This is a genomic window from Nonomuraea insulae, from assembly GCF_042656245.1.
Map to the genome: position 1 here is coordinate 155,387 of NZ_JBHSPA010000055.1, position 25,410 is coordinate 180,796.

Here is a 25,410-nt window from a genome sequence, read left to right on the forward strand (position 1 = left end):
CACCCGCCCTAGCGGAAGGCATTACGAGCGCAACCTCATCAGTGTAGGGGCTCAGCTGTCTCCCTCGAACAAACTGGTGACCGAGCCGTCCTGGAAGATCTCCGTGATCGCGCGGGCGATGAGCGGCGCGATCGACAACACGGTCAGCTTGTCGAACCTGGAGGTCTCCGACAGCGGCAGCGTGTTGGTGACGACGACCTCGGAGATCTGGGAGTTCTTGAGCCGGTCGACCGCGGGGTCGGAGAAGACCGCGTGGGTGGCGGCCACGATGACGTTGGTGGCGCCCTGCTCGTAGAGGGCGTCGGCCGCCTTGCAGATGGTGCCCGCGGTGTCGATCATGTCGTCGATGAGCACGCAGGTGCGGCCTTGTACCGTTCCGACGACCTCGCTGACCTTCACCGAGTTGGCCACGTCGAGGTCGCGGCGCTTGTGGATGAACGCCAGCGGCGTGCCCAGCGTGTCAGCCCAGCGCTCCGACAGGCGGACGCGGCCGGTGTCGGGCGAGACGACGGTGGTGGTCTCCAGGTCGAGCTTGTTCTTGAGGTAGCTCTCCAGCACCGGCATGGCGAACAGGTGGTCGACCGGGCCGTCGAAGAAGCCCTGGATCTGCGAGGTGTGCAGGTCGATCGACATCAGGCGGTCGGCGCCGGCGGTCTTGAACAGGTCGGCCATCAGCCGGGCCGTGATGGGCTCGCGACCGCGGCCCTTCTTGTCCTGGCGGGCGTAGCCGAAGAACGGCATGACCACGGTGATGCGCTTGGCGGAGGCCCGCTTGAGCGCGTCGACCATGATGAGCTGTTCCATGATCCACTTGTTGATGGGCCCGGTGTGGCTCTGGATGACGAAGGCGTCGCAGCCGCGTACGGACTCCAGGTAGCGGGCGTAGATCTCGCCGTTGGCGAAGTCGATGAGTTTGGTGGGGGTGAGGGAGACGCCGACGTGCTCGGCGACCTCGTCGGCCAGCTCCGGATGTGCCCGCCCGGAGAAGAGCATGAGGTTCTTCTCACCGGGCTGCTTGATGCTGGTCACTGTGCTTTCTCCTGCTCTTGCCCGGCCAGCGCCCGTTCGGCGGCCGCTGCCGACTTCGTGCCCGCGCGCCTGCGCAAGACCCATTTCTCGATGTTGCGCTGCCGCGCTCGCGCCACTCCGATCGCGCCAGGGGGAACCTCGTCGGTGATCACCGAGCCGGCCGCCGTGTAGGCGCCGTCGTTGATCGTCACAGGGGCGACGAGCATGGTGTCGCAGCCGACGAAAGCTCCGTCGCGCACGGTGGTGTGGTGCTTGTCGACCCCGTCATAGTTGACGAAGACCGTGGAGGCGCCGATGTTGACGTCGTCGCCGAGTGTGGCGTCCCCCGCGTAGGACAGGTGCGGCACCTTGGAGCGCTCGCCGACCTTGGTGTTCTTCATCTCGACGAATGTGCCGGCCTTGGACTTGCGGCCCAGGACGGTGCCCGGGCGCAGGTAGGCGTAGGGGCCCACGTTGGCCTCCGGGCCGATCTCGGCGTGGTCGCAGACGGCGTTGCGGACCACCGCGCCCTCGCCGACGAAGGTGTCGGTCAGCGTGGTGGCGGGGCCGACCTCGGCGCCGGACTCGATGACGGTGGCGCCGTGGAGCTGGGTGCCGGGGTGGATGACCGCGTCGGCCCCGATCCGCACCCCCACGTCGATCCAGGTGCTGTCCGGGTCGATGATCGTGACGCCGGCGCGCATGTGCTCTTCGAGCAGGCGCAGGTTGAGCACCTTGCGGACGGCGGCGAGCTGCACGCGGTCGTTGACGCCCTCGACCTCGACGAAGTCGCCGGCCACGCAGGCGCCGACCCGGTGTCCGTCGCGGCGCAGGATGGACAGGACGTCGGTCAGGTATTCCTCGCCCTGCACGTTGTCGGTGGACACGCGCTTGACCGCGTCGGCGAGCAGGAGCCCGTCGAAGGCGTAGATGCCGGAGTTCATCTCGTGGATGGCGCGCTGCTCAGGGCTGGCGTCCTTCTCCTCGACGATCTCCAGGACCGCGCCGGCCTCGTCGCGGATGATCCGCCCGTAGCCGGTCGGGTCGGGCACCTCGGCCGTCAGCACGGTGACCGCGTTGCCGTCGGCGGCGTGCCGTTCGAGCAGGCCCGCCATGGTCCGGGCGCGCAGGAGCGGCACGTCTCCGTAGGTGACCAGGACCGTGCCGGAGATCGTGCCGACCTCTTCGAGCACGGTCCGCACGGCGTGACCGGTGCCGCGCTGCTCCCGCTGGACGACGGCGCGCGCGTCGGGGTCGGTGGCGGCCAGATGGCCGCCGACCTGCTCCAGCGCGTGGCCGATGACGACGATGAGCCGCTCGGGACCGAGGTCGCGGGCGGCGGCGAGCATGTGGTCGACCAGGGCGCGACCGCACACCTCATGCAGGACTTTCGGGGTCTGGCTCTTCATCCGGGTGCCCTCGCCCGCGGCGAGGACGATGACGGCTGCCGGGCGCGGCACACTCACGGACTGAGGCTCCCTGTGGCTGGACGAATCAGGGCTGTCGGTACGTTCGGCGATTGGTGCGTCTAGATCGTCTACTACCAGGTCGTCTATCGCACCGCTACCCTGCCGACACCGTGAGGATACCTGGCCTCCCCCGGAACATTTTGCCGGGGGAACGCCTCAAGGCTCCCGGAAGAGGACTCGAACCCCTACAAAGTGGACCAAAACCACTTGTCCTGCCGATTAGACGATCCGGGACAGATCGGACACGTGAGGTCCGACACCCCCTACGATACCGACCCCGCGCACGAGCCCGCGCCCGCATTTCCCTCTCCCGCCTGTCCCACCTGCGCTCCCGCGTAACAGACCACCAGAAAAGACGCAAGACACAAACCCCACGCACCTCGTACGGCGCGGCTTCACGTTCTCCACATTCCCGGCTTAGGTCTTCCTTACTTACGCTGGCGTAGGTTACGGTTGCGTAGCCTGGACATTCATCCACATACATGTCGTTGGAGGTCGCCAATGACCGTTATCTCCGAGCGCACAGCACCTACCCCCAAGCCCGATTTCGAACCCGAGCCGAAGTCCAAGTCCGAGCTCGTCACCTTCGGACTGGTGGTCGGACTGCCCATCGTCGCGATCGCGGCCGCCGTGCCGCTCGCCTGGGGATGGGGGCTCGGCTGGACGGACATCGCCATCGCCTTCGTCTTCTACATGGTCACCGGGCTCGGCGTCACCGTCGGCCTGCACCGCTACTTCACGCACGGCTCGTTCAAGGCCAAGCGGCCACTGAAGATCGCGCTGGGCATCGCGGGCACCCTGTCGCTGGAGATGTCCGTGCTGGACTGGGTGGCCACGCACCGCAAGCACCACAAGTTCTCCGACAAGGAGGGCGACCCGCACTCGCCGTGGCGCTTCGGCCCCGGCTTCAAGAACATGGCCAAGGGCCTGCTCTACGCCCACATGGGCTGGTTGTTCGAGAGCGAGCGGACCAACAGGGAGAAGTACGCGCCCGACCTGTGCAAGGACGAGGACGTGCTCAAGATGCACAAGTGGTTCGGCCCGCTCGCGCTCACCTCGATCCTGCTGCCCGGCGTGCTGGGCCTGCTGCTCACGTGGTCCTGGCAGGGCGGCCTGACCGCGCTGTTCTGGGGCTCCCTCATCCGCATCGGGCTGCTGCACCACGTGACCTGGTCGATCAACTCGATCTGCCACGTCTTCGGCGAGGAGGACTTCCAGGTCCGCGACAAGTCGCGCAACGTGTGGTGGCTGGCCCTGCCCTCCTTCGGCGAGTCCTGGCACAACCTGCACCACTCCGACCCGACCTGCGCCAGGCACGGCGCGCTGAAGGGTCAGATCGACCTGAGCGCCGGCCTGATCCGGATCTTCGAGAAGCTGGGCTGGGTGTACGACGTGCGCTGGCCGACGGCCGAGCGCCTGGCGGCGAAGCGCATTGCCTGACCCCGTCGTCGATCAACCGATGAGCGGCCACGGATCCGTGGCCGTCATTATGGAGACCGTGACCGAACCCCGATCTCGCAGGCGCATGTCCGGCAGCGAACGAAGAGAGCAGCTGATCACCATCAGCCGCACGCTCTTCGCCGAGAAGGGGTTCGACGGGACCTCTATCGAGGAGATCGCCGCTACCGCACAGGTGTCGAAACCCGTGGTGTACGAACACTTCGGCGGCAAGGAGGGCGTCTACGCGGTCGTCGTGGACCGCGAGATGCAGAAGCTGCTCGGCATGATCACCGAGGCGCTCTCCGCCACCCATTCCCTGGTCAAGCTCGAACGGGCCGCGCTGGCCCTGCTGCTCTACATCGAGGAGAGCAGCGAGGGCTTCCGCATCCTCGTGCGCGACTCGCACGCCGCCTCGGGCACCGGCTCGTTCGCGAGCCTGATCAGCGAGATCGCCAGCCAGGTCGAGGACGTGCTGGCCGATGAGTTCTCGGCCCGCGGCTACGACCCGAAGCTGGCCCCGATGTACGCCCAGATGCTGGTCGGCATGGTCGCGCTGACCGGCCAGTGGTGGCTCGACGTGCGCAAGCCGGGCCGCGAGGAGGTCGCCGCCCACCTGGTCAACCTGGCGTGGAACGGTCTGACCGGCCTCAACGCCAACCCTACGATCACCGCCACGAGCCGGGGCCAGACACCGCCGGTCAAGCCGCGCACCACCAACGAGAAGGAGTTGCGCGACTTCGAGAAGGCCCGCGAGAAGGAGCTCAAGGAGGCGGAGAAGGTCCGCCAGCGGGAGCTGAAGGAGGCCGAGAAGTCCAGGGTGCGCGAGCTTAAAGAGCGCGAGCGGGTGCTGAAGGAGGCCGAGAAGGCCCGCGAGCGGGAGGAGAAGATCCGCCAGCGGGAGGCCAGGCTGGCCGAGCGGGCCGCCCGTCTCGAACAGGTAGATCATCCTGAGTGAGTCTTGAACAACCCGGGCGTCCGGAGTGACGATGGGGTTGAGCAGGGCTGACCATCAGGGGTGAGCCGTTGCGGCTACGTTAACGTTCTGTTCAATCAAACGGGGCAATATACGCCATATGTCCGCGGAACCGTTCCAACCTGCCAACGACCTGCCCCTGCCACAGGAGCGGTTTCTCAACCGCGAGGAGAGCTGGCTCCAGTTCAACGAACGGGTGCTCGACCTGGCCGAGGACCCCACGGTGCCGCTGCTCGAACGCGTGCGCTTCCTCGCCATTTTCGCCAGCAATCTGGATGAGTTCTTCCGGGTCCGGGTGGCCGGGCTCAAACGGCGCATGGCGACCGGCCTGCTGTTGCGTACCAGGAGCGGGCTCAAGCCGCGCGAGGAGCTGGCCAGGATCGCGACGATCGCGGACGAGCTGGCCAGGCGGCACGCGGCGGCCTTCCACCAGCAGATCTGCCCGCAGCTCGGCACCGAGGGCATCGAGATCGCCCGGTGGGACGATCTGGGCCGCGAGGAGCGCACGGAGCTGCGCAAGCTGTTCAGGGAGCGGATCAGGCCGGTGCTGACGCCGCTGGCCGTGGACCCCGCCCACCCTTTTCCGTATATTTCCGGGCTCAGCCTGAATTTGGCAGTTCTGGTGCGTAATCCGGCGACCGACCATACGGTTTTCGCCCGGGTCAAGGTTCCTTCGCAGTTGCCCAGGTTCGTACCGGCGTCCAAGGACCGCTTCGTTCCGCTTGAAGACGTCATCGCCGCACATCTCGGGCAGCTCTTCAAGGGCATGGAAATCCTCCAGCACCACGTCTTCCGCGTCACCAGGAACGAGGATCTCGACGTCGACGAGGACGTCACGGAGAACCTCATGCAGGCCCTGGAGAAGGAGCTGCTCAAGCGGCGTTTCGGCCCGCCCGTGCGGCTGGAGGTCGAGGACACGATCACGCCCGAGGTGCTGGCGCCGCTGGTGGAGGAGCTGGAGCTGGCCCCGCACGAGATCTACCGCCTGCCCGGGCCGCTCGACCTGACGGGCCTGCACGCCATCGCCGACCTGGACAGGGGCGAGCTGAGCTACCGGCCGTTCGTGCCGGCCGAGGCGATCAACTCCGAGGACGACATCTTCTCGACCCTGCGCGAGCACGACGTGCTGCTGCACCACCCGTACGACTCCTTCGCCACCAGCGTGCAGCGCTTCATCGAGGCGGCCGCGGCCGACCCGAGGGTCCTGGCGATCAAGCAGACCCTCTACCGGACCAGCGGCGAGTCCCCCATCGTGAACGCGCTGATCGACGCGGCCGAGGCGGGCAAGCAGGTCGTGGTGGTCGTGGAGATCAAGGCCCGCTTCGACGAGCACGCCAACATCTCCTGGGCCCGCAAGCTGGAGCGCGCCGGCTGCCACGTGGTCTACGGCGTGGTCGGGCTGAAGACCCACTGCAAGCTCGCCCTGGTCGTCCGCCAGGAGTCCTCCGGCGAGCTGCGCCGCTACTGCCACATCGGCACCGGCAACTACAACCCCAAGACCGCCCGCCACTACGAGGACTTCGGCCTGCTCACGGCCGACCCGCTGGTCGGCGAGGACGTGACCGACCTGTTCATCCACCTGACCGGCTACTCCCACCACTCCGCCTACCGGCGCCTGCTGGTCGCCCCGCACTCGATGCGCAGCGGGCTGCTGGCCAGGATCGAGCGGGAGATCGCCCACCAGCAGGCCGGGCGCCCGGCGCGGATCAGGATCAAGACGAACTCGCTGGTGGACGAGCCGATCATCGACGCGCTCTACCGGGCCTCCAGGGCGGGCGTCCCAGTGGACCTGTGGGTACGCGGCATCTGCATCCTCCGTCCGGGGATTCCCGACCTGTCCGAGAACATCCGCGTGCGTTCGATTCTGGGGCGGTTCCTGGAGCACTCCCGGGTCTACGAGTTCGGCCTGGGCCGGCGGCCAGAGGTGTGGATCGGCAGCGCCGACCTGATGCGCAGAAACCTCGACCGCCGCGTCGAAGCCCTGGTCAAAGTGACATCGCAGCAGCACAAGGCCTATCTCATCGAGCTGATGGACCAGGCCATGGCCGAGACCACGAACGCGTGGTGGCTCAACTCCGACGGCGCCTGGATCCGCCATCAAGGGGATGACCTGCACAGCCGTCTCATTGGTACGCGCCGCTGGAGGACCGTTGATGACTGACCTGCTCCGGGCCGCCGGAGCCGTGGTCTGGAGAGGCGAGCAGAGCAACCCGGAGGTGGCCGTCGTCCACCGCCCGAACTACGACGACTGGACCTTCCCCAAGGGCAAGCTGAAGTCCGGGGAGCACGTGATGGCCGCGGCCCTGCGAGAAGTGCGCGAGGAGAGCGCCCTGACCGTCCTGCTCGGCCGCGCGCTGCCACCCGTGCACTACATGAGCGCCGGCCGGCTCAAGCGGGTGAACTACTGGGTGGGGCAGGTGGTCGCCGACGACGGGTTCGAGCCCGGTGAGGAGGTGGACGAGCTGCGCTGGGTGCCGTTGGAGGAGGCCAGGCGGCTGCTGACGTACGAATGGGACGCGGGGCTGCTGCGGGCCCTGTCCGCGGCGCCGCTCGACACCGTGCCCCTCGTCCTCGTCCGGCACGGCTCGGCCGGCTCCCGCGGCGAGTGGACCGGTGCGGACGCCACGCGCCCGCTCGACACCGACGGTGCCGCCCAGGCGGCCAACCTGGCCACCGCGTTGCCCGCCTACCGGCCCGAGACGTTGCTGAGCTCGCCCAGCGCCCGGTGCGTGGAGACACTCGCCCCGTACGCGGCCGGGACGCGGGCCGAGATCAGGATCGAGCCGCTCCTCAGCGAGGAGAGCCAGGATCCGCAGAAGACGCCCGCGCTGGTCAGGGACATTCCCGGGCCCGCCGCCGTGTGCAGCCACGGCAAGGTGCTGCCGGCCGTGATCTGGGAGCTGAGCGGCAAGAACGTGCACCTGCGCAAGGGCTCGTTCGCCGTGCTGCACAGGGTCGGCGGGCGGGTGGTCAGCGTGGAGCGCTATCCCACGTGACGGACAGGCTCGCGTAGCCGTCGGCGATCCTGCCCTCGCTGCGCGGCAGGTCCGCCTCAGGGACGGCCAGGCGCAGGGTCGGGAAGCGCTGGAACAGGCGGCTGAACACGGCTTCGAGCTCGACCCTGGCCAGGCTGGCGCCGATGCAGAAGCGCGGGCCGTACCCGAAGCTCAGATGCGGGTCGGTCTGCGGACGGCGTAGGTCGAACACATCCGGATCCGGATAGATCCGCTCGTCCCGGTTGGCCGCGCCCGGGGTGATCACCACCGCCTCTCCCTTGCGGATCGTGTGGCCGCCGATCTCGATGTCCTCGTGCGCGTACCTGGGCAGGCCGTGCAGGCTGGGCGAGGCCAGGCGCAGGATCTCCTCCACCGCGCCGGGCGCCAGCCCAGGGTCGGCTTTGAGCTGGTCGAGCTGGCCGGGGTTGGCGAGCAGGAGCAGCGCGCCGAAGTCGATGCGGTTGACCGTGGTCTCGTGCCCCGCGAACAGCAGCCCGCCGGCCAGCTCCGAGATCTTCCCGTCGTCGTCCAGCTCCCCGGCCAGGTCCGACAGGACGTCCTCGGCCGGTTCGTGCCGCTTGCGCTCGATCAGCCCCGCCATGTACGCGCTCAGCTCCTCGCGGGCGGCCTGGCTCTTCGTCTGGTCGAGCATGTCGCCCATGCGGAAGGACAGGCCGCTGAAGTAGTCCCTGTCCTCGTACGGGACGCCCAGGAGCCGGCAGATGACCAGCACGGGGATCGGGAAGGAGAGCTCGGCGTGCAGGTCGGCCGGCGGCGACAGCTTGGCGAGGTGGTCGAGCCGCTCGTCCACCAGCGAGCCGACGTGGTCGCGCAGCTTCTTCATGCGGCGCGCGGAGAAGGAGGGCATGAAGAGCCTGCGCATGCGCTCGTGCTCGGACTTCTCCGTGGCCACGTCGCCCTGGGGCCCGCCGAGCAGGGCGGATGCGGACAGGCGGGCCGCCTTGTCCGGCTCCGGGTGCGAGCGTCCGAGCCGGCTGTCGTTGAACAGCGCGCGGGCGTCCTCGTACCCGCTGACCAGCCAGACCTCGTCGCCCGTACGGGTGCGTACCTTCGCGATGCCCTTCTCGGCCCGCAGTTCCCGGTACGCCTCGGGCACCTCGAGCAGACTGCCGCGTTCGAAGGGGATGGTAGGAAGGTTCATAGAACCTTGGTAACCGCTTTGACGGTCTCCTTCCATACCCTGGGGAACTCGGCGTGGGCGCGATCGGCGGCGTTGCGCTCGATCCCGATCAGCAGCCCGTACGTGAAGGTGTCCTCGCCCGCCTGCCGCGCGCTCTCCGCCTCCTTGGCCAGCAGCTCCTGCGCGACCACGCCGTCCTGGTAGGTGCCCAGGACCTCCTGGATGCCCGCGGCCAGCTTGGCGAGCGTGCCCATGTCGGCGCCGATGGTCGGCTGGAGCGCTTCCGCGGTGTAACGAGCGCGTTTGGCCGCCTTGCGCACGTCGTGCATGGCGAGCTCGCTGCGTTCGAGGTCGTCGATGGTCTGCGCGAGGTCGTACGCCTTCGTCACCCGGCCCCAGCTGACTCCGGCGATGTCGCGCAGCTTCTCCTGAGCCGGCTTGGCCGCCGCCTTGCCCAGGACCGGGGTGGAGACGAGCTCGTCGAGCGCGTTGAGGAGGAGATAGTAGCGATCGCCGCTGAGCGTCTCCTTGATGCTCTCGTACGCGTCCTGCTCGCGTTTGTGCAGATCCGAGCCGAGCCGGGTCTGGATGGGGCCAGTGACCAGCTCAGGCGCCAGCGTGGCCAGCTCCTTCGCGAACCTGGCCCTGATCACTTCCAGGTCGCGCGCCTCACCGAGCACCGTGCCGAGCCAGCGCAGCTCGTCCTGGACCTGGTCGGTGTCGAGGACGACGGTCCTGAACGCCTTGAGCGCGCTGCGCAGCCGCCGGGAGGCCACGCGCATCTGGTGCACGGCGTCCTCCTCGGCCCGGCGGACCCGTGGGTCCTGGGAGAGGAGCGCCTGCACCTGGCTCGCGAGGTAGGCGACGACGGTCTCTCCGGCGGTGCCCGGAATCGTGGGGGCCGTGGGCAGGGGGGCGGGTTCGAGCAGTTTCGCGAGCTTGCTGGCGGCCTCCGAGGGGCTGGCCCCGGCCTTCCTGAGCCGCTTGCCGACCTTGGTCAGCAGCGACTTCGTGCCGCCTTCGAGCAGCTCGGCCTCGACCTCGCGCCACCGTACGACCTTGGGCTCCGCCCCGTACACGGTGCCCTTGACGCGGTCGTCGGCGACCTCGACCAGCCCGGTCTCGCCGTCGCGCAGGACCGTGATGCTCCTGCGGGTGTCGAGCTCCGCGACCTGCTGGAGTTCGGCGCCGCGGGTGTAGGCGCGGACGAGTTCGGCCAGTTCGAGGGGCACGACCTTGGTGCTGCGGGTCAGCGGGTGGGTGATCTCCTGGCGCACGCCCTTGGCCTTGGGCAGCTTCAGGTGCCAGCCGGGATCGGAGCCACCGCGTCTTCGCCTGAGCGTGACTCCTCGCGAGGCCAGCCGCAGGTCGGGCGTGTCATAGTAAAGCGCGACGAGCTGGTAGCTCTTCGGGCCCACGACGTCCGCCAGACCGCTGAGGTCCGGAACCGCGTACTCCTCGGGAACGTCGAACTTGTCCTCGATCTCGATGCCCACTGCACCTCGCAAAAGTCCGATTTCGGACAATGATGCCACTGACCGGCGAACATCACACGGGGTGCAGGAGTTCGATTCTGTTGCCGACCGGGTCGGAGACGTAGATCCGCCGATATCCGGGAAGCAGATAGTCCGCTTCCGCGTCGTCGAGATCGTCCACCAGGAAGGCAGGATGGGCCTTGCGCGCCGGCCTGAAGTCGTCCTCGATGCCGAGGTGCACCTCCACGCCGTCGCCCCTGAACCAGACGCCACCGCGCTTGGCCAGCTCGGGCGGCTTGGGGACCTCGCGCAGGCCGAGCACGCCGGCGTAGAACTCCCTCAACAACGGCTCGCTGCCGGGCGGCGCGGCGAGCTGAACGTGATGCAGTCCTTTCACTCTCATCTCTGGGCCACCACGAAGATCCTCCTGAACGGGAAGGGGGTGCCGTAGCTTCGGGCCGGATAGGCCTCGGCCAGCAGCGGGGCGAGGTCGTGCTTGAAGCGCCGCTGCTCGTCCGGGTCGAGGCGGTCGAAGATCGGGCGCAGGGCGGTGCCGGAGACCCAGTCGAGGACGGGGTTCTCGCCCTGGAGGATGTGCACGTACGTCGTCTCCCACGCGTCCGCCTGGGACCCGCCGTCGTTGAGCAGATCCACATACTCCAGGGGTTCGCAGACCGGGTTGCCCCTGCTGAAGTCGCTGAGCCTGTCGGACCAGGCGCGGGAGGAGCACAGCTCGCGGATCGCGACGTGGCTGGGGGCGTCGAAGTTGCCCGGCACCTGGAACGACAGCCAGCCGCCCGGGGCCATGTCCTCCATCCAGTGCTCCAGCACGGAGCGGTGCTCGGGCACCCACTGCAGGACGGCGTTCGACACGAGCACGTCCATGGGCCGGTCAGGCCGCCACATGGCCACGTCCGCGACCGCGAACCTGACCTGGCTCTCCAGTTTGCGGGCCTCAATGATCATCGTGGGCGAGGAGTCGAAGCCTTCGATGGTCGCGTTGGGCCAGCGAGTGGCCAGCTCCACGGTGAGTTCACCGCTGCCGCAGCCCGCGTCCACGACATAATCGGGCTCGACGGCCCCCACTCTGGAGATCAGCTCGATGAACGGCCGCGACCGCTCGTCGGCGTAGACGGCGTACGTCACGGGGTCCCAGATATCTCTTGACATGAAGATAATTGATATCGAGAGAGATATCTCGATGTCAAGACAGTACACTCTTGTGTCATGACGGAGGATGCTAGAGACGAGGTCGACAGCCTCGTCGCGGCTTGGCGAACGGAGCGCCCCGACCTTGACGTCGAGCCGCTCCAGGTGCTCTCCAGGGTGTCACGACTGGCCAAGCATCTCGACCGGGCGCGGCGGGCGGCGTTCGCCGAACACGATCTGGAGCCCTGGGAGTTCGACGTGCTCACGGCCCTGCGCCGGGCCGGCAAGCCGTATGAGCTCAGCCCGGGAGCCCTGCTGCGCGCCACCCTCGTGACCTCGGGGACGATGACCAACCGCATCGACCGCCTCGCCCAGGCGGGGCTGGTGCGCCGACGGCCCGATCCGGAGGATCGGCGCGGAGTGCTGGTGTCGCTGACGGAGACGGGTGTGGCTCGGGTGGATGCGGCGTTCTCGGATCTGTTGCGGAGGGAGCGGGAGTTGTTGTCGGGGCTGGAGATCGGCGATCAGCACGCCCTGGCCTCTCTCCTCCGTACGCTCCTCGCCCCCTTCGACTCTCCCCTTTGACCATCGCTTTGCCCATCGCTTTGCCCATCGCGGCTGGAGCCGTCAGTCGCCGAGGCGGTCGGCGGTTTCCAGCCACTCGGCTTCGATGGTGTCCTTCTGGGCCGTGATGTCGCGCAGCTGGGCGTCCAGGGAACCGAGCTTGGCATAGTCGCTGGCCGCTTCCGCCATGGCGGCGTGGAGGCGGTTCTCCTGGTCGCTCAGCTTGTCGAGCTGGCGTTCCAGGCGGTTGAGCTCCTTGCGCAGCTCACGCTCCTCCTTGGCCGACAGCCCGTCCTGGGCCTGGTCGGAGGCGCCGGCGGCAGCACCGGCAGCACCGGACGCCGCGCCACCCTCCGAACGCTCGGCCGTCGTGCCGCCGACGCCGAAACGGGCGGTCACGGCCGTGCCCGCCGCCCGCCGTTCGAGGTATTCGTCCACCCCACCGGGCAGCAGCGACAACTTGCCGTCGCCCAGCAGCGCCACGGACGTGTCGGTCACCCGCTCCAGGAAGTAGCGGTCGTGGCTCACCAGGATCAGGGTGCCGGGCCAGCCGTCGAGCAGGTCTTCGAGCTCGTTGAGGGTCTCGATGTCGAGGTCGTTGGTGGGCTCGTCGAGCAGGAGGACGTTGGGGTCGTCCATGAGCAGCCGGAGCAGCTGCAGCCGCCGCCGCTCGCCGCCCGACAGGTCGCCGACCACCTTCCACTGCGCCTCGCCCTTGAAGCCCAGGCGTTCGAGGAGCTGGGAAGCGGTCCACTCCTTCTTACCGAGAAGGAGGTATTTGCGAACCTGCTCCACCGACTCCAGCACCCGCTGGGCCGGGTCGACCTCGGCCAGCGCCTGGGACAGGTGCGCGAGGCGTACGGTCTTGCCCCTGATCACGCGGCCGGAGTCGGGCTTGACCGTGTCGGCCAGCAACCGCAGGACGGAGGACTTGCCGGACCCGTTGACGCCGATCAGCCCGATCCGGTCCCCCGGGCCGAACTGCCACGTGAGGTGATCGAGCACCCGCGGGCCGGTGTCGGGGCCGCCGGCGTGCAGGGTGACGTCTTCGAGGTCGTACACGGTCTTGCCGAGCCGGGCGGCGGCGAACCGCATCAGCTCCACCGTCTCACGGGCGGGCGGCTCGTTCGCGATCAGCGCCTGGGCGGCGTCGACGCGGAACTTGGGCTTCGACGTACGGGCGGGCGGGCCGCGCCGCAACCAGGCGATCTCCTTGCGCATGAGGTTCTGGCGGCGTTCCTCGGTGGCCTGGGCGATCCTGGCGCGTTCGGCCTTGGCCAGCACATATGCGGCGTATCCGCCCTCGTAGCGCTCGACCCGGCCGTCCACGACCTCCCACGTACGGGTGGAGACGGCGTCGAGGAACCACCGGTCGTGCGTCACGACCACCAGCGCGCTCTTCTGGGCCGCCAGATGCCCGGCCAGCCACGCGATGGCCTCGATGTCGAGGTGGTTCGTGGGCTCGTCCAGCATGATCAGGTCGTGGTCGTCGATGAGCAGCTTGGCCAGCCCCGTACGCCTGCGCTCACCGCCGGACAGGTCGGCGGCCTTGGCGTCCAGGTCGAGGTCGCCGATCAGGTTCGCCAGGATCTCGCGTATCCGCTGATCCCCCGCCCACTCGTGCTCGGCCAGCTCGCCCAGCACGATCTCGCTCACGGTGGCGGCGGGATCGAGGTCGTCCTGCTGCGACAGGAAGGCGACCCGCAGGCCGCGGTTGTGGGTGACGCGACCGCTGTCAGGGCGCACGGCTCCGGCGATGACGGACAGCAGCGTCGTCTTGCCGCCGCCGTTCCGGCCGACCACGCCGATGCGCTCACCGGCCTCTACGCCCAGGGAGATGTCATTGAGGAGTGGCTTGGGCCCATACGCATGGGAAACCGACTCAAGATTGACCAGATTCATGTCCTCCCCAGGGTATCGGCTCGCCACCGGCCCCTGGCCGTCCAACCGGCGCATCGCACGCGGGGCGGGCGGACCACATGCGCCTTCCTGGGCCAACTGGGTCGAGAGCGACCTGGAGGCGGTCCGCGCCGTGGCCGAGCACGCCTGACCGGTGTGACCGTTAATTGATGCACCGTTCAGTGGGCAGGGCCTGGACGGACGGCCCGTTGGACTGCCACCGGAGATCCGGAAACGGCCCTCGCGCATCCAGCGGCAAGTGAGTGCGGGGCGCACCATATACGGCTCCGAACTGCGGGCGCACCACATGCGGCGCCGAACTGCGGGCGCTTCTCGTGCGGCGCCGAACTGCGGGCGCACCACGTTGCGGCGCCGGGCGCTTCTCGTGCGGCGCTGGGAGGCGGGGCCTGATGCGGTTTCGGGGGGCGGACACGCCGGAGCGCGCCGGCCCGGAGGGTGTCTCGGGCCTGCGCGTGGTGGGTGGGTCAGATCAGGGTCGCACCGTGGACGGGGCCGTGGGCGGCGACCGCGGTGTGGGCGGCGCCCGTGGTGGTCAGGCTGTGGGCCAGGTCGCGGGCGTGGGTGGGGTCGATGGCGAGGAACGCGCAGGTGGGGCCCGAGCCGGAGACGATCGCTCCCAGGGCTCCGTGCTGGCGGCCCGAGTCGAGGGTCGGGGCGAGTTCGGGGCGGAGGTTGAGGGTGGCCGACTGGAGGTCGTTGCTCAGGTGGGAGCCGAGGGCGTACGCGTCGCCGGTGCCGAGCGCCTCCATGAGCGAGTCGTTCAGCTGAGGCCACGGGACGTGGGCTCCTGAGGCTTCCCTGAGGCGGTCGCATTCGGCGTACACGCTGGCCGTCGAGAGACCGCCGTTCGCCAGCGCGAACACCCAGTGGAACGTGCCCCCGGTGGGGAGCTCGCTCAGTTGCTCACCGCGGCCGGTGCCGACCGCCGTACCGCCGAGCAGGGAGAACGGGACGTCGCTGCCGAGATCTCCCGCGATCTCCATCAGATCGTCGAAGGGCAGGCCCAAACCCCACAGCTCGTTGCAGGCCACCAGCGCACCGGCGGCGTCGGCACTGCCGCCCGCCATCCCGCCCGCCACGGGGATGCCCTTCTGGATGATCAGCTCGGCGCCGTAGGTGCGGCCCGCGTGTTTGGCGAGCGCCCGGGCGGCCCTGATCGCCAGGTTGCTGTCGTCGGTCGGCACCTGGTCGGACCACTTGCCGTTCACCTGGACGGTGATCGACTCGGATTCCTTCGCCACCACCTCATCGAAGATCGATACTGCGTGGAAGACGTTGACCAGGTCGTGGTAGCCATCTTCCCTGAGCGGGCCGACAGAAAGCTGCACGTTGACCTTCGCGGGCACACGTACGGTCACCGAACTCATCGATCTTCTGCCACTCTCATCACTTGCCGGGGTCAAGGACACTCGATGCTATCGGGGCGCGCGGCCCTGACATGCGGTTCTTGAAATATGACCCCGACGACTGTCGGCTCCTCGACACAGAGAGTCAAGTTGGTGGGCATTTGCCCGATCCCCCGGAGTGACGAAGCGAGGCTCCTTAGTGGCGTAGGCGCCGAAGCGGGTGATGCGGGCGCGCAGGCGCGGCGAGGGGCGGGCCGGTCAGCCCGCCGTGTCCGGGTGGGGGCTTCTCATCACGCCGGAGTAGGCCTCGGGCGCCCCTTCCACGTGCTCGGGCAGTCCGTCCATGAAGGCGCGCAGCAGCGGGGTCGCGTTGTGCCGATCGATGTCCTCCTGCGAACGCCAGACCTCGTAGAGGAAGAAACGGCCGTCGTCCTGCTCGTGGAGGTGGTACTGAAGGCTGCCCTCGTGCCCCCGGGACGGCTCGACGAGATCCATCAGGAGCTTCCTGAGCTCGTCGGCGTGTCCAGGCTTGGGGGTCAGGAACCCGTAGAGCGAAACGGGCGTATGCACCTTTGATGTCGTTGTCATGCGATTCACCGTAGAACGTACAACTAGTGTGAGATTCAAGCCGCTTTCCTGTGATGTGGGTCATAAGAAGGTCGGGGAGTCGTCCGGCGGAACGAACGTGGCGGCCACACGCCCCCTCCGCTACTACGAGGCCCAGGGCCACCTGCGGGCAGCCGGCGTGCTGTGTGCTGTTGACCTTCACCTTGCGGTCTCGGAGCTGGGCCAGGCCCGCCTGGTGGCCTCCTTGCGCCGGATCGGTCCCGCTGGTCCGGATCAGGGAGATCTTGGCGCTGGAACCGGCGTCGGCTGCCGAAGAGATCCGGGCCTACTGGGCTCGGACCGAGGCGGAACATACCGCCCAGCGGGAACTGGTCGGCCACCTCCTTGCCCGCCTTCACGGAAAGAAGTCCGCCATGTACGAGGTAGCCGTCCGCGATATGCCCACGCGCAGCCTGCTCAGCCTGATCCAGAGGGTGCACCAGGACGAGGTGGTGCTGGCGGGCCAGGAGCTGTTCATCCACCGGCTACGGGGTGGCGGCGTCCCACGGATCGAGGAGATCGCCGGAGCACCATTCATGATCTACCACGGAGAGGTGAGCGCGGACAGCGACGGCCCTGTCGAGTGGTGCTGGCCCGTCCCCGACGATCAGGCCGCCGAGATCAAGGACAGGCCGCGTGATGTGGGTGGCCGGCGGCTGTGGTGCGGTCAGCCTGGGCGACGGGCGCCGCGGAAGGTGGTCCGGTAGTAGGGCGTGGCGAAGTTGGTCGTCTTCACCACGTCGCCTGTCCTCGGAGCGTGGATCATGAAATTCCCTCCCAGGAACAAGGCCACGTGAGTGGGGTCGCCGGTGCGCCCGCCGAAGAAGAGCAAGTCGCCTGTACGGCGGGCGGCGAGAGCAATTCTCCGGCCCTGGCGAAACTGGGCGCCCGTGTAGTGGCTCAGTCTTATGCCCGCTCTCGACCAGGCATACAGCGTGAGGCCGCTGCAGTCGAAGCCCTTGGTGGCGGCTCCCCTACCTACTCCGAGGGTCGGACCCTTCACCGAGCCTCCGCCCCAGGAGAAGGCCACGCCTCGCTGCGTCAGAGCCGCTGCGGCGGCGACCTGACCCCTGGTGAGGTCCTTACCCGCCTTTCGGATCTTGTCCATGAGGAGCGCGATCGGAAGGCGAGGGGCCGCTTGGGCGGGGGCGGCGGCGATGGTCTGAGCGGTCAGGAGGATGGCCAGGAGTCCGCTGCTGAGGGCGAGCCATTGGAGAGCGCGGTCGGTCATGGTGGCCTCCGGGTTGATCGGGGGTGGGAGGCCAGGATCAGTTGGTGAGCGGGGGCGAGGATGGGCCGAACGGGATTCTGTGGAGAACGATCGCTTATCCACAATCAGCGGAGTTGATGGAGCTTCACGGCAACGCCGCCCCGGTCGGCCGTGAGCGGCCCGGTTAGTACTCAGCCGTAGATCGCTATGTGCCCTGGCCTTGGGGAGCTGTCTGCCGGTGGCGGAAACTCCGTTGGCCTCAATGCACCATCTGAGTAGAGTCGGGCGGTGCCCGAGCTGCAGCGGCTGCGCGCTGACCATCCCCCCGCGGTCCTGGCCTTCGAGTTGGCGAACCGTGCCTACTTCGCTGCCTCGATCTCCGATCGCGGCGATGACTTCTTCGACCAGTTCGCCGACCGGCACAGTGAGTTGCTGGCCGAGCAGGAGACCGGGATCGGCGCCTACTACGTGCTCGTCGCCGAGGATGGCTCGGTCCTGGGCCGGTTCAACCTGTTCCGGCTCAAGGACGGCACCGCGGATCTCGGCTACCGGGTCGCGCAGCACGTCGCCAGCCGCGGCGTGGCGACCGCGGCCGTCCGGGAGCTGTGCCGGCTGGCGATGGCGCGGCACGGACTGCGCACACTGCGGGCGGCCACCTCCCGTAACAATGCAGCGTCCCAGAGGGTGCTGATCAAGGCCGGGTTCGTCCCGGTTGGCCCGGCAGACCCGGCCGACCTCGGCGGTAAGCCGGGCACCTGGTATCAGCACGACCTGGTGCTCCAGCCGTAGACCGTGATCTTGTGGGTGGACCGGCTGTCACCGCTGATCATCATCGGTGTGTGAGGACTGAAGACCATGCGGTGGCCGCGGGTCACAGCGTAGACCCCGCCCGCCGGCAGGAGGCGTTCGAGGTTCGGGAGCTTGTGGCATATCACGAGATGGGGCTGTGGAGCGAGCGATGATGTGGCGCCGGCCGGCCGATCGCCGTCCTGGCAAGATAGCGCCATGGAACGTGTGCTTGGAATCGGTGGATACTTCATGCGCGCCGCCGACCCGGTGGCCCTGGGCGCGTGGTATCGCGATTGCCTAGGCCTGGACGCCGATGAGAACGGCCTGTGGCGTCAAGAAACCGGGCTCACGGTGTTCGCGACGTTCGAGTCCGAGACCGACTACTTCGGGTCCCGCGCCCAGCAGGCGATGGTCAACTTCCGGGTCCGCGACCTGGACGCGATGCTCGCACAACTGCGCGCCAAAGGCGCGGACGTGGCTGCAGAGACGCAGGACATGGAGGGTGTCGGTCGATTCGGCTGGGTCACCGATCCCGAGGGCAATCGGATCGAGCTGTGGCAGCCCGCCTGACCGTGTCTTCACGCACGACACCAGTGGCCACTGCCAGGGCTTTCAAGGCGCTTTTGGGAAACCCCCTCGGGCTGGCCGCCGCACTGCGTGCCTACGGCCCGCTGGACCCGCCGTAGTCCTGCATCAGCGCAATATCTCGCCGCACGGCGGGGGCTACCGAATTCGTCAACCTCCTGATCAGGGCCACGACAATCTCTTTCTGTGGATGAAGCCGAGCTAATAGGCATAACCCGTTTCGGAACGGAGCTTCCAGCGGGGAGTTCAACATGTCCTAATTAGCACTCCAGCGACGCTTCGCGATTATGGTTCGGATCTGCGGACAGCGGCGTGAAGCGTGCAACCGGGATGAGATCTCCACCTGCGATGATCATCCCGCCTGGCCCCGTTCCGAGGAGACGACCGCATGAGGCTTTGGGCGCTTGCCCTGACGATCATGTCCGTTGCCGTGATCGTCCCGCCGTCGGCCGTAGCCGAGGCTCGCCTCGACCCCGTCGCCGCGCTGCGCCGTCAGCTCGCGAGCGGCAACGGTGTGACGTTCTCGAACGTCACGGTCTTCAAGTCCTGGGATGGAGAGCCGACCGCTTCTCGGCTGTCAGGGGTCCACGAACTGGCTCACGGTGAGGTCATCGCGAGCGAGTTCCTTGATCCTAAGGATGGCAGGAACCCCGAGCGCTTCATTGTCTTCCCGGACCGGTACTACGAGCAGTCCTCTCTCTGGCGCAAGCATCTGCCGGAAGGCAAGAGCTGGTTAGTCATTAGGGACAAGCAGTCCCTTGCCCTGACCTGTGGCCATATGCGGCTGAGCCACCCCGCAACGCTCAAGGCCCTGCTCGCCGGCGCCAAGGCCAGGCGCCCGGCCGGTGTATATGACGGCACCCGCACCACTCTGTACGAGGGGATCATCACGCTGGGCGACGTCGCCAAGGCGGATCCCGACCTCCTCGTCCTCGATCGCAAGCCCACCGGCATATACGCCCAAGTCCGCATCAACTGGAAGCTATGGATAGGGCAGGACCAGCTCGTCCGCCGATGCCAGAGTTCTTCCTTGCTGCCCGGCTGGCCGGGGATAGACGACTTGGAGCCCATGCAGTTCGACGACGACGTCCGCCTGTCGCGGTGGGGCCGCGCGACCGACATCAAACCACCTGCGGCCGATCAGGTAGCGACCCACGACGAGCTCATCGACATGCCCGAATAGGCCCCTGTCGCGCTTCGCCAACGGCGGCCCAGGCTCGCCGGTCGCCTTTCCGACGAGTGGTGAAAGACCGTCACCACCGCGTCCAGCAGCACGAAGAGCCCACTCATTGCGACCATCGTCGGCCCGAATGTTAAATGTCCGGTTGCGTCCGTGAACGTCCGCGCTGTCGTCCCTGCCAGCGGAGCTTCACAACTTTTGGACCGTGCCCCCCACCAGACGCAGCCTGAGCCTCCATCGCGCGAAGCGCGCCCCACGGTGGAGCCCGAGCGGTTAGGGGCGGTGTTCGGCTATGCGGGCGAAGGCGTGGACGTCCAGTTGTTCGCCCCTCTCCGAAGGGTCCACGCCTGCTGCCCGCAACGTGGTTTCCGCGTCGGCGGGGGTGCCGGCCCAGGAGGAGAGGGCGGCTCGGAGGGTTTTGCGGCGTTGGGCGAAGGCCGCGTCCACCACCTCGAACACTTCCTCCCGCGATGCCGTCGTGGGGGGTGGGTCGCGGCGGGTCAGGGAGACCAGGCCGGAGTCCACGTTGGGGATCGGCCAGAAGACCGTGCGGCCCACGGGGCCTGCCCGGCGTACGTCCGCGTACCAGGCCGCCTTGACCGACGGAATTCCGTACACCTTCGAGCCCGGACCCGCGGCGAGGCGGTCGGCCACCTCCGACTGGACCATGATCAGGCCCTTGCGCAGTGAGGGGAGGGTTTGCAGGAGATGGAGCACCACCGGGACGGCCACGTTGTACGGGAGGTTGGCCACCAGAGCGGTGGGGACGTGGCCCGCGAGGTCGTCGAGGGTGATCTTCATGGCGTCGGCGTTGATGACCGTGAGGTTGCCGGCCGCCTCGTGTTCGGCCGCCGTGATGGGGAGTTGAGTGGCCAGGACCGGGTCGATCTCGACGGCCACCACTTGCGCGGCGGCGGGCAGGAGCGCGAGGGTGAGTGAACCCAAGCCAGGGCCGACTTCTATGACCACGTCATCGGGGGACAAATCGGCCACGCGGACGATGCGGCGGACGGTGCCCGCGTCGATCACGAAGTTCTGGCCAAGTTTTTTTGTCGGACGCAGATCTAGCTTGTCCGCCAAAATACGTATTTCTGCAGGGCCCAACAGCCTCATCATCCAATCAGTCTCTCGCACCGAAGAACCTGTGATGGCGGATGGGGAGACCAAAGGAGAGGATGGCGTGGAACAGGAAGGAACGTCCCTCATGGAGCCAACAGGCGCCGCGCCGCTCCGGCCGACCGACCTGCGGGAGATCGGGCCGTACCGGTTACTGGGGCGGCTCGGCGAGGGCGGGATGGGAACCGTGTTCCTCGCGCGGGCGCCGACGGGTCGTTTTGTCGCGCTCAAGGTGGTCAAGGCGGAGTTCGCCAACCAGGAGGGCTTCGCGGCCAGGTTCCATGCGGAGGTCGACAACGCCCGGCGGGTGGCATCGTTCTGTACGGCCCAGGTGCTGGACAACGGCAACACCGGCGACGGCCGACCGTACATGGTGACCGAGTACATCGCGGGCACCCCTCTGTCGGATCAGATTTCGAAATACGGGGCTCTGGACCCGGGGCCGCTGCACGGTGTCGCCCTGGGGGTCGCGGCGGCGCTGGCGGCGATTCACGTGGCGGGGCTGGTGCACCGCGACCTGAAGCCGGCGAACGTGATCCTTTCGTTGTCGGGGCCTCGGGTGATCGACTTCGGGATCGCCAGGGCGCTCGATCGTGAGACGGGCTTCACGATGTCCGGCGAGCTGCTGGGGAGTCCGGGATGGTGGGCTCCTGAGCAGGTACGCGGGGAGGTCGTCAACCCGGCGGCCGACATCTTCGCCTGGGGCTGCCTGGTGGCCTACGCCGGCAACGGGCGGCATCCGTACGGGCGTGGCGACCCCATCACGCTGGCCTCACGCGTCCTGAACACTCCTCCCGAGCTGGGTGCGCTGCCCGCGCCGCTCAACGAGCTCGCACGGCTGGCCACCTCGATGGACGCCTCCCTGCGGCCCACCGCGCAGGATCTGCTGATCGCCCTGGTGGGAGGCAGCTCGCCCGCACCCGTGGCCGTCGTCGACCCGCCGACCCTGGTCGCGAACGAGATGCTCAACGACTGGCAGCCGCCGCAGAACGTGGTGGACGAACCGGACATCACGGCGACCTTCTCGACGCCGCCGCCCAGTGACGCGACCGGGCAGAGGGCCGCTCCTGGCCTTGCGCCTACGGCATTCGGCGCGACGGCGGGGGCCGCGCCGACCGGTCCCACGGGTCCTCCCGGTGTGCCGGGCGCTGCCGAGATGGGCGGCGCGCCGTCGCAGGAGGAGCGGGCTCGGCGGGAAGAGGAGGCGGCCAGGCAGGAGCTGGCTCGCTGGCAGGTTCCCGACCAGGCTCCGGCGCGGGTTCCGTTGCGGGAGCGGGCGCGCGGGCTGTTCCGTTCCGGCCGTACGCCACAGGAGGAATCCGGGCAGCAGCCGACGGGAGCAGGGAATCAGGCGCCGGCTCAGGAGTCGCCTCAGGCCTGGGCCCAGGGGGCGCCGCCACAGGCGCGGACTCAACCGCCACAGGGTCGGACACAACCACCGCAGGAGCGGACGCAACCACCCGAGACACGAACGCAGTCGCCGCAGGAGCGAACCCAACCGCCCCAGGAGCGGACGCAACCACCGCAGGGACGGACGCAGCCGCCACAGGAGCGGACGCAGGCCCAGGCGGCTGACCACGCCACGGCGCCGAATCAGGATCAGGGCCGAAGCCAGGATCAGGACCGGAACCAGGCGCAGGTGCCGCAGGGAAGCCCCTTAGGCATCGAGACCCATCCGGGCACGCGAGCCACCCCCACCGACCCCGGCGACGAGCCCGAGACCCTCGGCGGCTCCCGTACACCGGGGACAAGGTGGCTCATCGCCGCCGCGGCCGCCGTGCTGGCGATCGTCGTGACGGTAGCCGTGCTGATCGTCAACTCGGAGCGCAACACGCCCACCACCGCCACCCAGAGCTCCCCCTCCCAGAGCACGGCCGCCGCCGCCGCCGGCCCGAACGATGTCGGCCGCCGGTTCGCGCTGGGCGCCAACTTCGACGACCCCGTGGCGATCGTGGCGGCGGCGCCGGAGTGCGGGCTGAAGGAGTTCGAGGGTACGACGTCCGCCAGCGGCCAGCTCTGCGTGATCCGCTGGACGATGCTCAACCCGGGCGGCGAGCGCAGGGAGCTGATCCAGCCCGTGGTGACCATGGTCGATGACCGGGGCGGGGAGCACGACGCGGTCCCGCTCACGTTGCCGCCGGCCATCCTGCCGGGCGCGCGGGTGGACAGCGCGTTCGTGTTCGACCTGGCCACGTATCGCAAGCCCGTGAAGATGACGGCCACCATGCTGGAGAACGGGCAGCAGATCGAGGTGGCGCTGTGATGATCGGATCCGCCCTCGTGGCGGTCATGCTCTCGACGGGACTGCCCGCCCTCAGCACCACCGCGGCCGTGGCCTGCGCCGGTGCCGCCGACTTCGACGGTGACGGTGTGGACGACGTGGCGGTGGGTGATCCGTTCGCGGATGATCAGAAGGGGGCGGTGCACGTACTGTCCGGGGGGAAGGTCGTTCCCGTTAGTGTTCCTGGGCTGGTCAGAGGTGATGGGTTCGGCTGGTCCGTACGGTTGGCGCAGGTCAACGGCGATGCCTGTGCCGATCTGGTGATCGGGGCCCCGTACGCGGACGCGGACGGCGCCGAGGACTCCGGGGCCGCGTACGTGGTCTACGGCGGCGGCGTCGCGCCCCCTCAGCGGCTGGACCCGCCTCAGCCTCAGCGGTTCGCGCACTTCGGGTGGTCGCTGGCCGCTCGCGGGGACCTGGTCGCGATCGCGGCGCCGTATGAGGACGAGCGCCAGCTCCTCGACGTGGGCGCCATCTACGTGCGCCAGGGCGCGGGCGAGCTGCGCCGCATCAGCCAGGAGACCGTGGACGTGCGGGGCAACAGCGAGGTGGGCGATCAGTTCGGCTGGTCGATGGCGTTCGGGGCGAAGAACGGGCTGGTCGTCGGCGTGCCGTACGAGAACGACGACGGCACGGGCCGCCAGGTCGACAGCGGGAAGATCGACTCGGGTTCGGTCGTCTTCATCGACGACGTGCTGGCTCCGAAGGTCACCTCGTTGAAGCTGGACTCGCCGACCGCCGCCTCCGGCGACCGCTATGGGTACGCGGTCGCCTACTCCGAAGGCTCCGGGTACGCCGTCAGCTCCCCCGGCCACGGCTACGTGCAACTCCTGGACCCCGCCAAGAAGCCCACGCGGAGGGTGACGCAGGCCGGTAAGCAGGCGTTCGGGTTCAGCATGGCCGCCTCGGCGGACGGCCGGCTGGCGATCGGGGCTCCGTACGGCGGCGGCGTGCGGGTCGTCTCGTGGAAGGACGCCGCCGAGGACCGTCGGCTGGCGGCGCAGGACGGGCTGCTCGGCTGGTCGGTGGCCTTCAGCGGCAACAAGTTGTACGTGGGCCAGCCCGACGCGCGACCGTTCGGGAAGGTCGCGGTGGCCGGGCGGAACGCCGAGACCCTCCAGCCGCTCCAGCCGTCCAAGGGAGCCGACTTCGGGATCTCGGTGTCCGGCTAGGCGTCGTCGAACAGGCGGTTCCCGCAGTTCGGCCACTGGCCCTGCCATCTGCCGCCCACCCGCTGGTAGAGGAGCTGCGCCCGGTACGTCTGCTCCTCCTCCGGCCAGGCGGTCGGCAGCCCCATGCCGCCGACCGCCTGCCACATGGTCAGGCTGAACTGGTACATCCCGTAGTAGGGCCCCTCCGCGTTGTACGCCAGCGGGTCCCCATGAGACTCGCACTCGGCCAGCGCCTGCCAGTCGAGCCGCGCGATGGCGGGCGGGATCGGCATGGTCCGGGGCGGGGTGACCGTGATGACCGTCCCGTCCTTGGGGAAGCTGCCGAGCGGCGGGCTCACCTGGTATCCGCGGCGCAGTGCGATGCGCTTCTGCCTGAGCACCTCGCGAACCGTCCTGGCCGTCGTACGCGAGGTCAGCCGCGTGGTGCCCGCCACGACGTGCACCTTCCGCCTCGTGTACACCGTCAGCTCCATCCCCTCAAGCGGCACCGCGTCGCCGGGCGGCGCGGAGAGCTTGCCGGCGGCGGCCGGGGTGATGTCGAGCTCGGCCAGCGCGTCGCCCACGTTCGTGGCGGTGACGAGATGTTCGCTGGTGCGGCCGTCCAGGGTCAGGGTGATGGGGCGCGCGCGGCGTATCTCGATCGTGCTGCCGTCGAAGACCGCCTCCTGGGCGGCCGGGTGTACGACGTCGCCGAATCTCACCGACACCTCGGCGTCGGCGAGCACCTCGCCGACGGTTCCCGCGACCGCGCGGATCGGCATACGCTCGCCGTCCACCACGACCACTACCTCTTTGACCAGGAACGACACCGCGACGAGCGCGCCGACGGCGACCGCGCCTGCCAGGCAGACGACCGGCGTCCATGGAGAACGCCACGGGATCGGCGGACGGGGTGCGCGCCTTCTTCCTCGCACGAGCCACCTCCGGTTGGGGGCAGGACCGCCGCGAACGCTACAGCTGGTCCTATGCCCGTATCCACCGGTTCACCAA

The 25,410-nt window shown here is 68.6% G+C and carries 24 protein-coding genes and 1 tRNA gene; 12 read left to right on the forward strand and 13 right to left on the reverse strand.

What is annotated here, in order from left to right; translation table 11 throughout:
• Positions 1-51 precede the first annotated feature (51 nt).
• The 3 genes from ACFPZ3_RS42325 to ACFPZ3_RS42335 all read right to left on the reverse strand — a co-directional run bounded on the left by ACFPZ3_RS42325 (position 52) and on the right by ACFPZ3_RS42335 (position 2,711).
• Positions 52-1,029 carry a ribose-phosphate diphosphokinase gene (locus ACFPZ3_RS42325; RefSeq protein WP_379520013.1) on the reverse strand — a complete coding sequence of 326 codons (978 nt, stop codon included), beginning with the start codon at positions 1,027-1,029 and terminating at the stop codon, positions 52-54.
• Positions 1,026-2,474, reverse strand: coding sequence for a bifunctional UDP-N-acetylglucosamine diphosphorylase/glucosamine-1-phosphate N-acetyltransferase GlmU (glmU, locus tag ACFPZ3_RS42330; RefSeq protein ID WP_379520014.1), 1,449 nt, complete (start codon positions 2,472-2,474; stop codon positions 1,026-1,028). Before glmU ends, ACFPZ3_RS42325 begins: the two co-directional genes overlap by 4 nt.
• 165 nt (positions 2,475-2,639) lie before the next feature.
• Positions 2,640-2,711, reverse strand: a tRNA-Gln gene (locus ACFPZ3_RS42335).
• 267 nt (positions 2,712-2,978) lie between these two features.
• Here ACFPZ3_RS42335 and ACFPZ3_RS42340 point away from each other — a divergent pair.
• The 4 genes from ACFPZ3_RS42340 (at position 2,979) to ACFPZ3_RS42355 (ending at position 7,886) form a co-directional block, all read left to right on the forward strand.
• A complete protein-coding gene (locus ACFPZ3_RS42340) occupies positions 2,979-3,917 on the forward strand; it encodes an acyl-CoA desaturase (RefSeq protein WP_379520015.1) in 939 nt (312 codons plus the stop codon).
• A gap of 49 nt (positions 3,918-3,966) precedes the next feature.
• Positions 3,967-4,872, forward strand: a complete 906-nt coding sequence (locus tag ACFPZ3_RS42345; RefSeq protein ID WP_379520126.1) for a TetR/AcrR family transcriptional regulator — start codon at positions 3,967-3,969, stop codon at positions 4,870-4,872.
• Between the two features lie 118 nt (positions 4,873-4,990).
• Positions 4,991-7,051 (forward strand): RNA degradosome polyphosphate kinase, encoded by a 2,061-nt coding sequence (locus tag ACFPZ3_RS42350; protein WP_379520016.1) that lies wholly within the window; start codon positions 4,991-4,993, stop codon positions 7,049-7,051.
• Positions 7,044-7,886 (forward strand): NUDIX hydrolase, encoded by an 843-nt coding sequence (locus ACFPZ3_RS42355; RefSeq protein ID WP_379520017.1) that lies wholly within the window; start codon positions 7,044-7,046, stop codon positions 7,884-7,886. The genes ACFPZ3_RS42350 and ACFPZ3_RS42355 overlap by 8 nt, the downstream gene beginning before the upstream one ends.
• Here ACFPZ3_RS42355 and ACFPZ3_RS42360 read toward each other — a convergent pair.
• Genes ACFPZ3_RS42360 through ACFPZ3_RS42375 form a run of 4 tightly spaced genes read right to left on the reverse strand, consistent with a single transcriptional unit; the run spans position 7,861 to position 11,672 of the window.
• Positions 7,861-9,048, reverse strand: a complete 1,188-nt coding sequence (locus ACFPZ3_RS42360) for a cytochrome P450 (RefSeq protein WP_379520018.1) — start codon at positions 9,046-9,048, stop codon at positions 7,861-7,863. The genes ACFPZ3_RS42355 and ACFPZ3_RS42360 overlap by 26 nt on opposite strands.
• Positions 9,045-10,523 carry a CYTH and CHAD domain-containing protein gene (locus ACFPZ3_RS42365; RefSeq protein ID WP_379520019.1) on the reverse strand — a complete coding sequence of 493 codons (1,479 nt, stop codon included), beginning with the start codon at positions 10,521-10,523 and terminating at the stop codon, positions 9,045-9,047. Before ACFPZ3_RS42365 ends, ACFPZ3_RS42360 begins: the two co-directional genes overlap by 4 nt.
• 52 nt (positions 10,524-10,575) lie before the next feature.
• Positions 10,576-10,905, reverse strand: coding sequence for a VOC family protein (locus tag ACFPZ3_RS42370; protein ID WP_379520020.1), 330 nt, complete (start codon positions 10,903-10,905; stop codon positions 10,576-10,578).
• Complete coding sequence (locus ACFPZ3_RS42375) at positions 10,902-11,672, reverse strand: trans-aconitate 2-methyltransferase (RefSeq protein ID WP_379520021.1); 771 nt, start codon at positions 11,670-11,672, stop codon at positions 10,902-10,904. The genes ACFPZ3_RS42370 and ACFPZ3_RS42375 overlap by 4 nt, the downstream gene beginning before the upstream one ends.
• Before the next feature lie 57 nt (positions 11,673-11,729).
• Between ACFPZ3_RS42375 and ACFPZ3_RS42380 the strand changes: the two genes are divergently transcribed.
• Positions 11,730-12,236, forward strand: coding sequence for a MarR family winged helix-turn-helix transcriptional regulator (locus ACFPZ3_RS42380; RefSeq protein ID WP_379520022.1), 507 nt, complete (start codon positions 11,730-11,732; stop codon positions 12,234-12,236).
• 42 nt (positions 12,237-12,278) lie between these two features.
• On the opposite strand, the gene ACFPZ3_RS42385 is transcribed toward ACFPZ3_RS42380, so the two are convergent.
• A complete protein-coding gene (locus tag ACFPZ3_RS42385; protein ID WP_379520023.1) occupies positions 12,279-14,117 on the reverse strand; it encodes an ABC-F family ATP-binding cassette domain-containing protein in 1,839 nt (612 codons plus the stop codon).
• On the opposite strand from ACFPZ3_RS42385, the gene ACFPZ3_RS42390 reads away from it, so the two are divergent.
• Entirely contained in the window at positions 14,116-14,265 is a 150-nt protein-coding gene (locus ACFPZ3_RS42390; RefSeq protein ID WP_379520024.1) for a hypothetical protein, read from the forward strand. The two genes, ACFPZ3_RS42385 and ACFPZ3_RS42390, sit on opposite strands and share 2 nt — an antisense overlap.
• Positions 14,266-14,599: 334 nt before the next feature.
• On the opposite strand, the gene ACFPZ3_RS42395 is transcribed toward ACFPZ3_RS42390, so the two are convergent.
• Both ACFPZ3_RS42395 and ACFPZ3_RS42400 read right to left on the reverse strand, forming a co-directional pair.
• Positions 14,600-15,502, reverse strand: coding sequence for a 4-(cytidine 5'-diphospho)-2-C-methyl-D-erythritol kinase (locus ACFPZ3_RS42395; protein ID WP_379520025.1), 903 nt, complete (start codon positions 15,500-15,502; stop codon positions 14,600-14,602).
• A 237-nt stretch (positions 15,503-15,739) separates the two neighbouring features.
• Positions 15,740-16,069: a putative quinol monooxygenase gene (locus ACFPZ3_RS42400; protein ID WP_379520026.1), complete on the reverse strand. Its 330-nt coding sequence runs from the start codon at positions 16,067-16,069 to the stop codon at positions 15,740-15,742.
• Positions 16,070-16,461: 392 nt separating this feature from the next.
• Here ACFPZ3_RS42400 and ACFPZ3_RS42405 point away from each other — a divergent pair, with 392 nt between their 5' ends.
• The gene (locus tag ACFPZ3_RS42405) at positions 16,462-16,794 is read left to right on the forward strand and encodes a hypothetical protein (protein WP_379520027.1); all 333 of its coding nucleotides are present in this window, start codon (positions 16,462-16,464) and stop codon (positions 16,792-16,794) included.
• Here the strand turns inward: ACFPZ3_RS42405 and ACFPZ3_RS42410 are convergent.
• Positions 16,755-17,318 carry a C40 family peptidase gene (locus ACFPZ3_RS42410; RefSeq protein ID WP_379520028.1) on the reverse strand — a complete coding sequence of 188 codons (564 nt, stop codon included), beginning with the start codon at positions 17,316-17,318 and terminating at the stop codon, positions 16,755-16,757. The genes ACFPZ3_RS42405 and ACFPZ3_RS42410 overlap by 40 nt on opposite strands.
• Positions 17,319-17,585: 267 nt before the next feature.
• On the opposite strand from ACFPZ3_RS42410, the gene ACFPZ3_RS42415 reads away from it, so the two are divergent.
• The 3 genes from ACFPZ3_RS42415 to ACFPZ3_RS42425 all read left to right on the forward strand — a co-directional run bounded on the left by ACFPZ3_RS42415 (position 17,586) and on the right by ACFPZ3_RS42425 (position 19,854).
• Complete coding sequence (locus ACFPZ3_RS42415) at positions 17,586-18,086, forward strand: GNAT family N-acetyltransferase (protein ID WP_379520029.1); 501 nt, start codon at positions 17,586-17,588, stop codon at positions 18,084-18,086.
• A 249-nt stretch (positions 18,087-18,335) separates the two neighbouring features.
• Entirely contained in the window at positions 18,336-18,656 is a 321-nt protein-coding gene (locus ACFPZ3_RS42420) for a VOC family protein (protein WP_379520030.1), read from the forward strand.
• 433 nt (positions 18,657-19,089) lie between these two features.
• Entirely contained in the window at positions 19,090-19,854 is a 765-nt protein-coding gene (locus ACFPZ3_RS42425) for a hypothetical protein (protein ID WP_379520031.1), read from the forward strand.
• Between the two features lie 270 nt (positions 19,855-20,124).
• On the opposite strand, the gene rsmA is transcribed toward ACFPZ3_RS42425, so the two are convergent.
• Positions 20,125-20,964, reverse strand: a complete 840-nt coding sequence (gene rsmA / locus ACFPZ3_RS42430; RefSeq protein ID WP_379520127.1) for a 16S rRNA (adenine(1518)-N(6)/adenine(1519)-N(6))-dimethyltransferase RsmA — start codon at positions 20,962-20,964, stop codon at positions 20,125-20,127.
• A 91-nt stretch (positions 20,965-21,055) separates the two neighbouring features.
• On the opposite strand from rsmA, the gene ACFPZ3_RS42435 reads away from it, so the two are divergent.
• The gene (locus tag ACFPZ3_RS42435) at positions 21,056-23,230 is read left to right on the forward strand and encodes a serine/threonine-protein kinase (protein ID WP_379520032.1); all 2,175 of its coding nucleotides are present in this window, start codon (positions 21,056-21,058) and stop codon (positions 23,228-23,230) included.
• A 26-nt stretch (positions 23,231-23,256) separates the two neighbouring features.
• Positions 23,257-24,420: a hypothetical protein gene (locus ACFPZ3_RS42440; protein ID WP_379520128.1), complete on the forward strand. Its 1,164-nt coding sequence runs from the start codon at positions 23,257-23,259 to the stop codon at positions 24,418-24,420.
• Here the strand turns inward: ACFPZ3_RS42440 and ACFPZ3_RS42445 are convergent.
• Positions 24,417-25,334: a ubiquitin-like domain-containing protein gene (locus tag ACFPZ3_RS42445; protein ID WP_379520033.1), complete on the reverse strand. Its 918-nt coding sequence runs from the start codon at positions 25,332-25,334 to the stop codon at positions 24,417-24,419. The genes ACFPZ3_RS42440 and ACFPZ3_RS42445 overlap by 4 nt on opposite strands.
• Positions 25,335-25,410 lie beyond the last annotated feature (76 nt).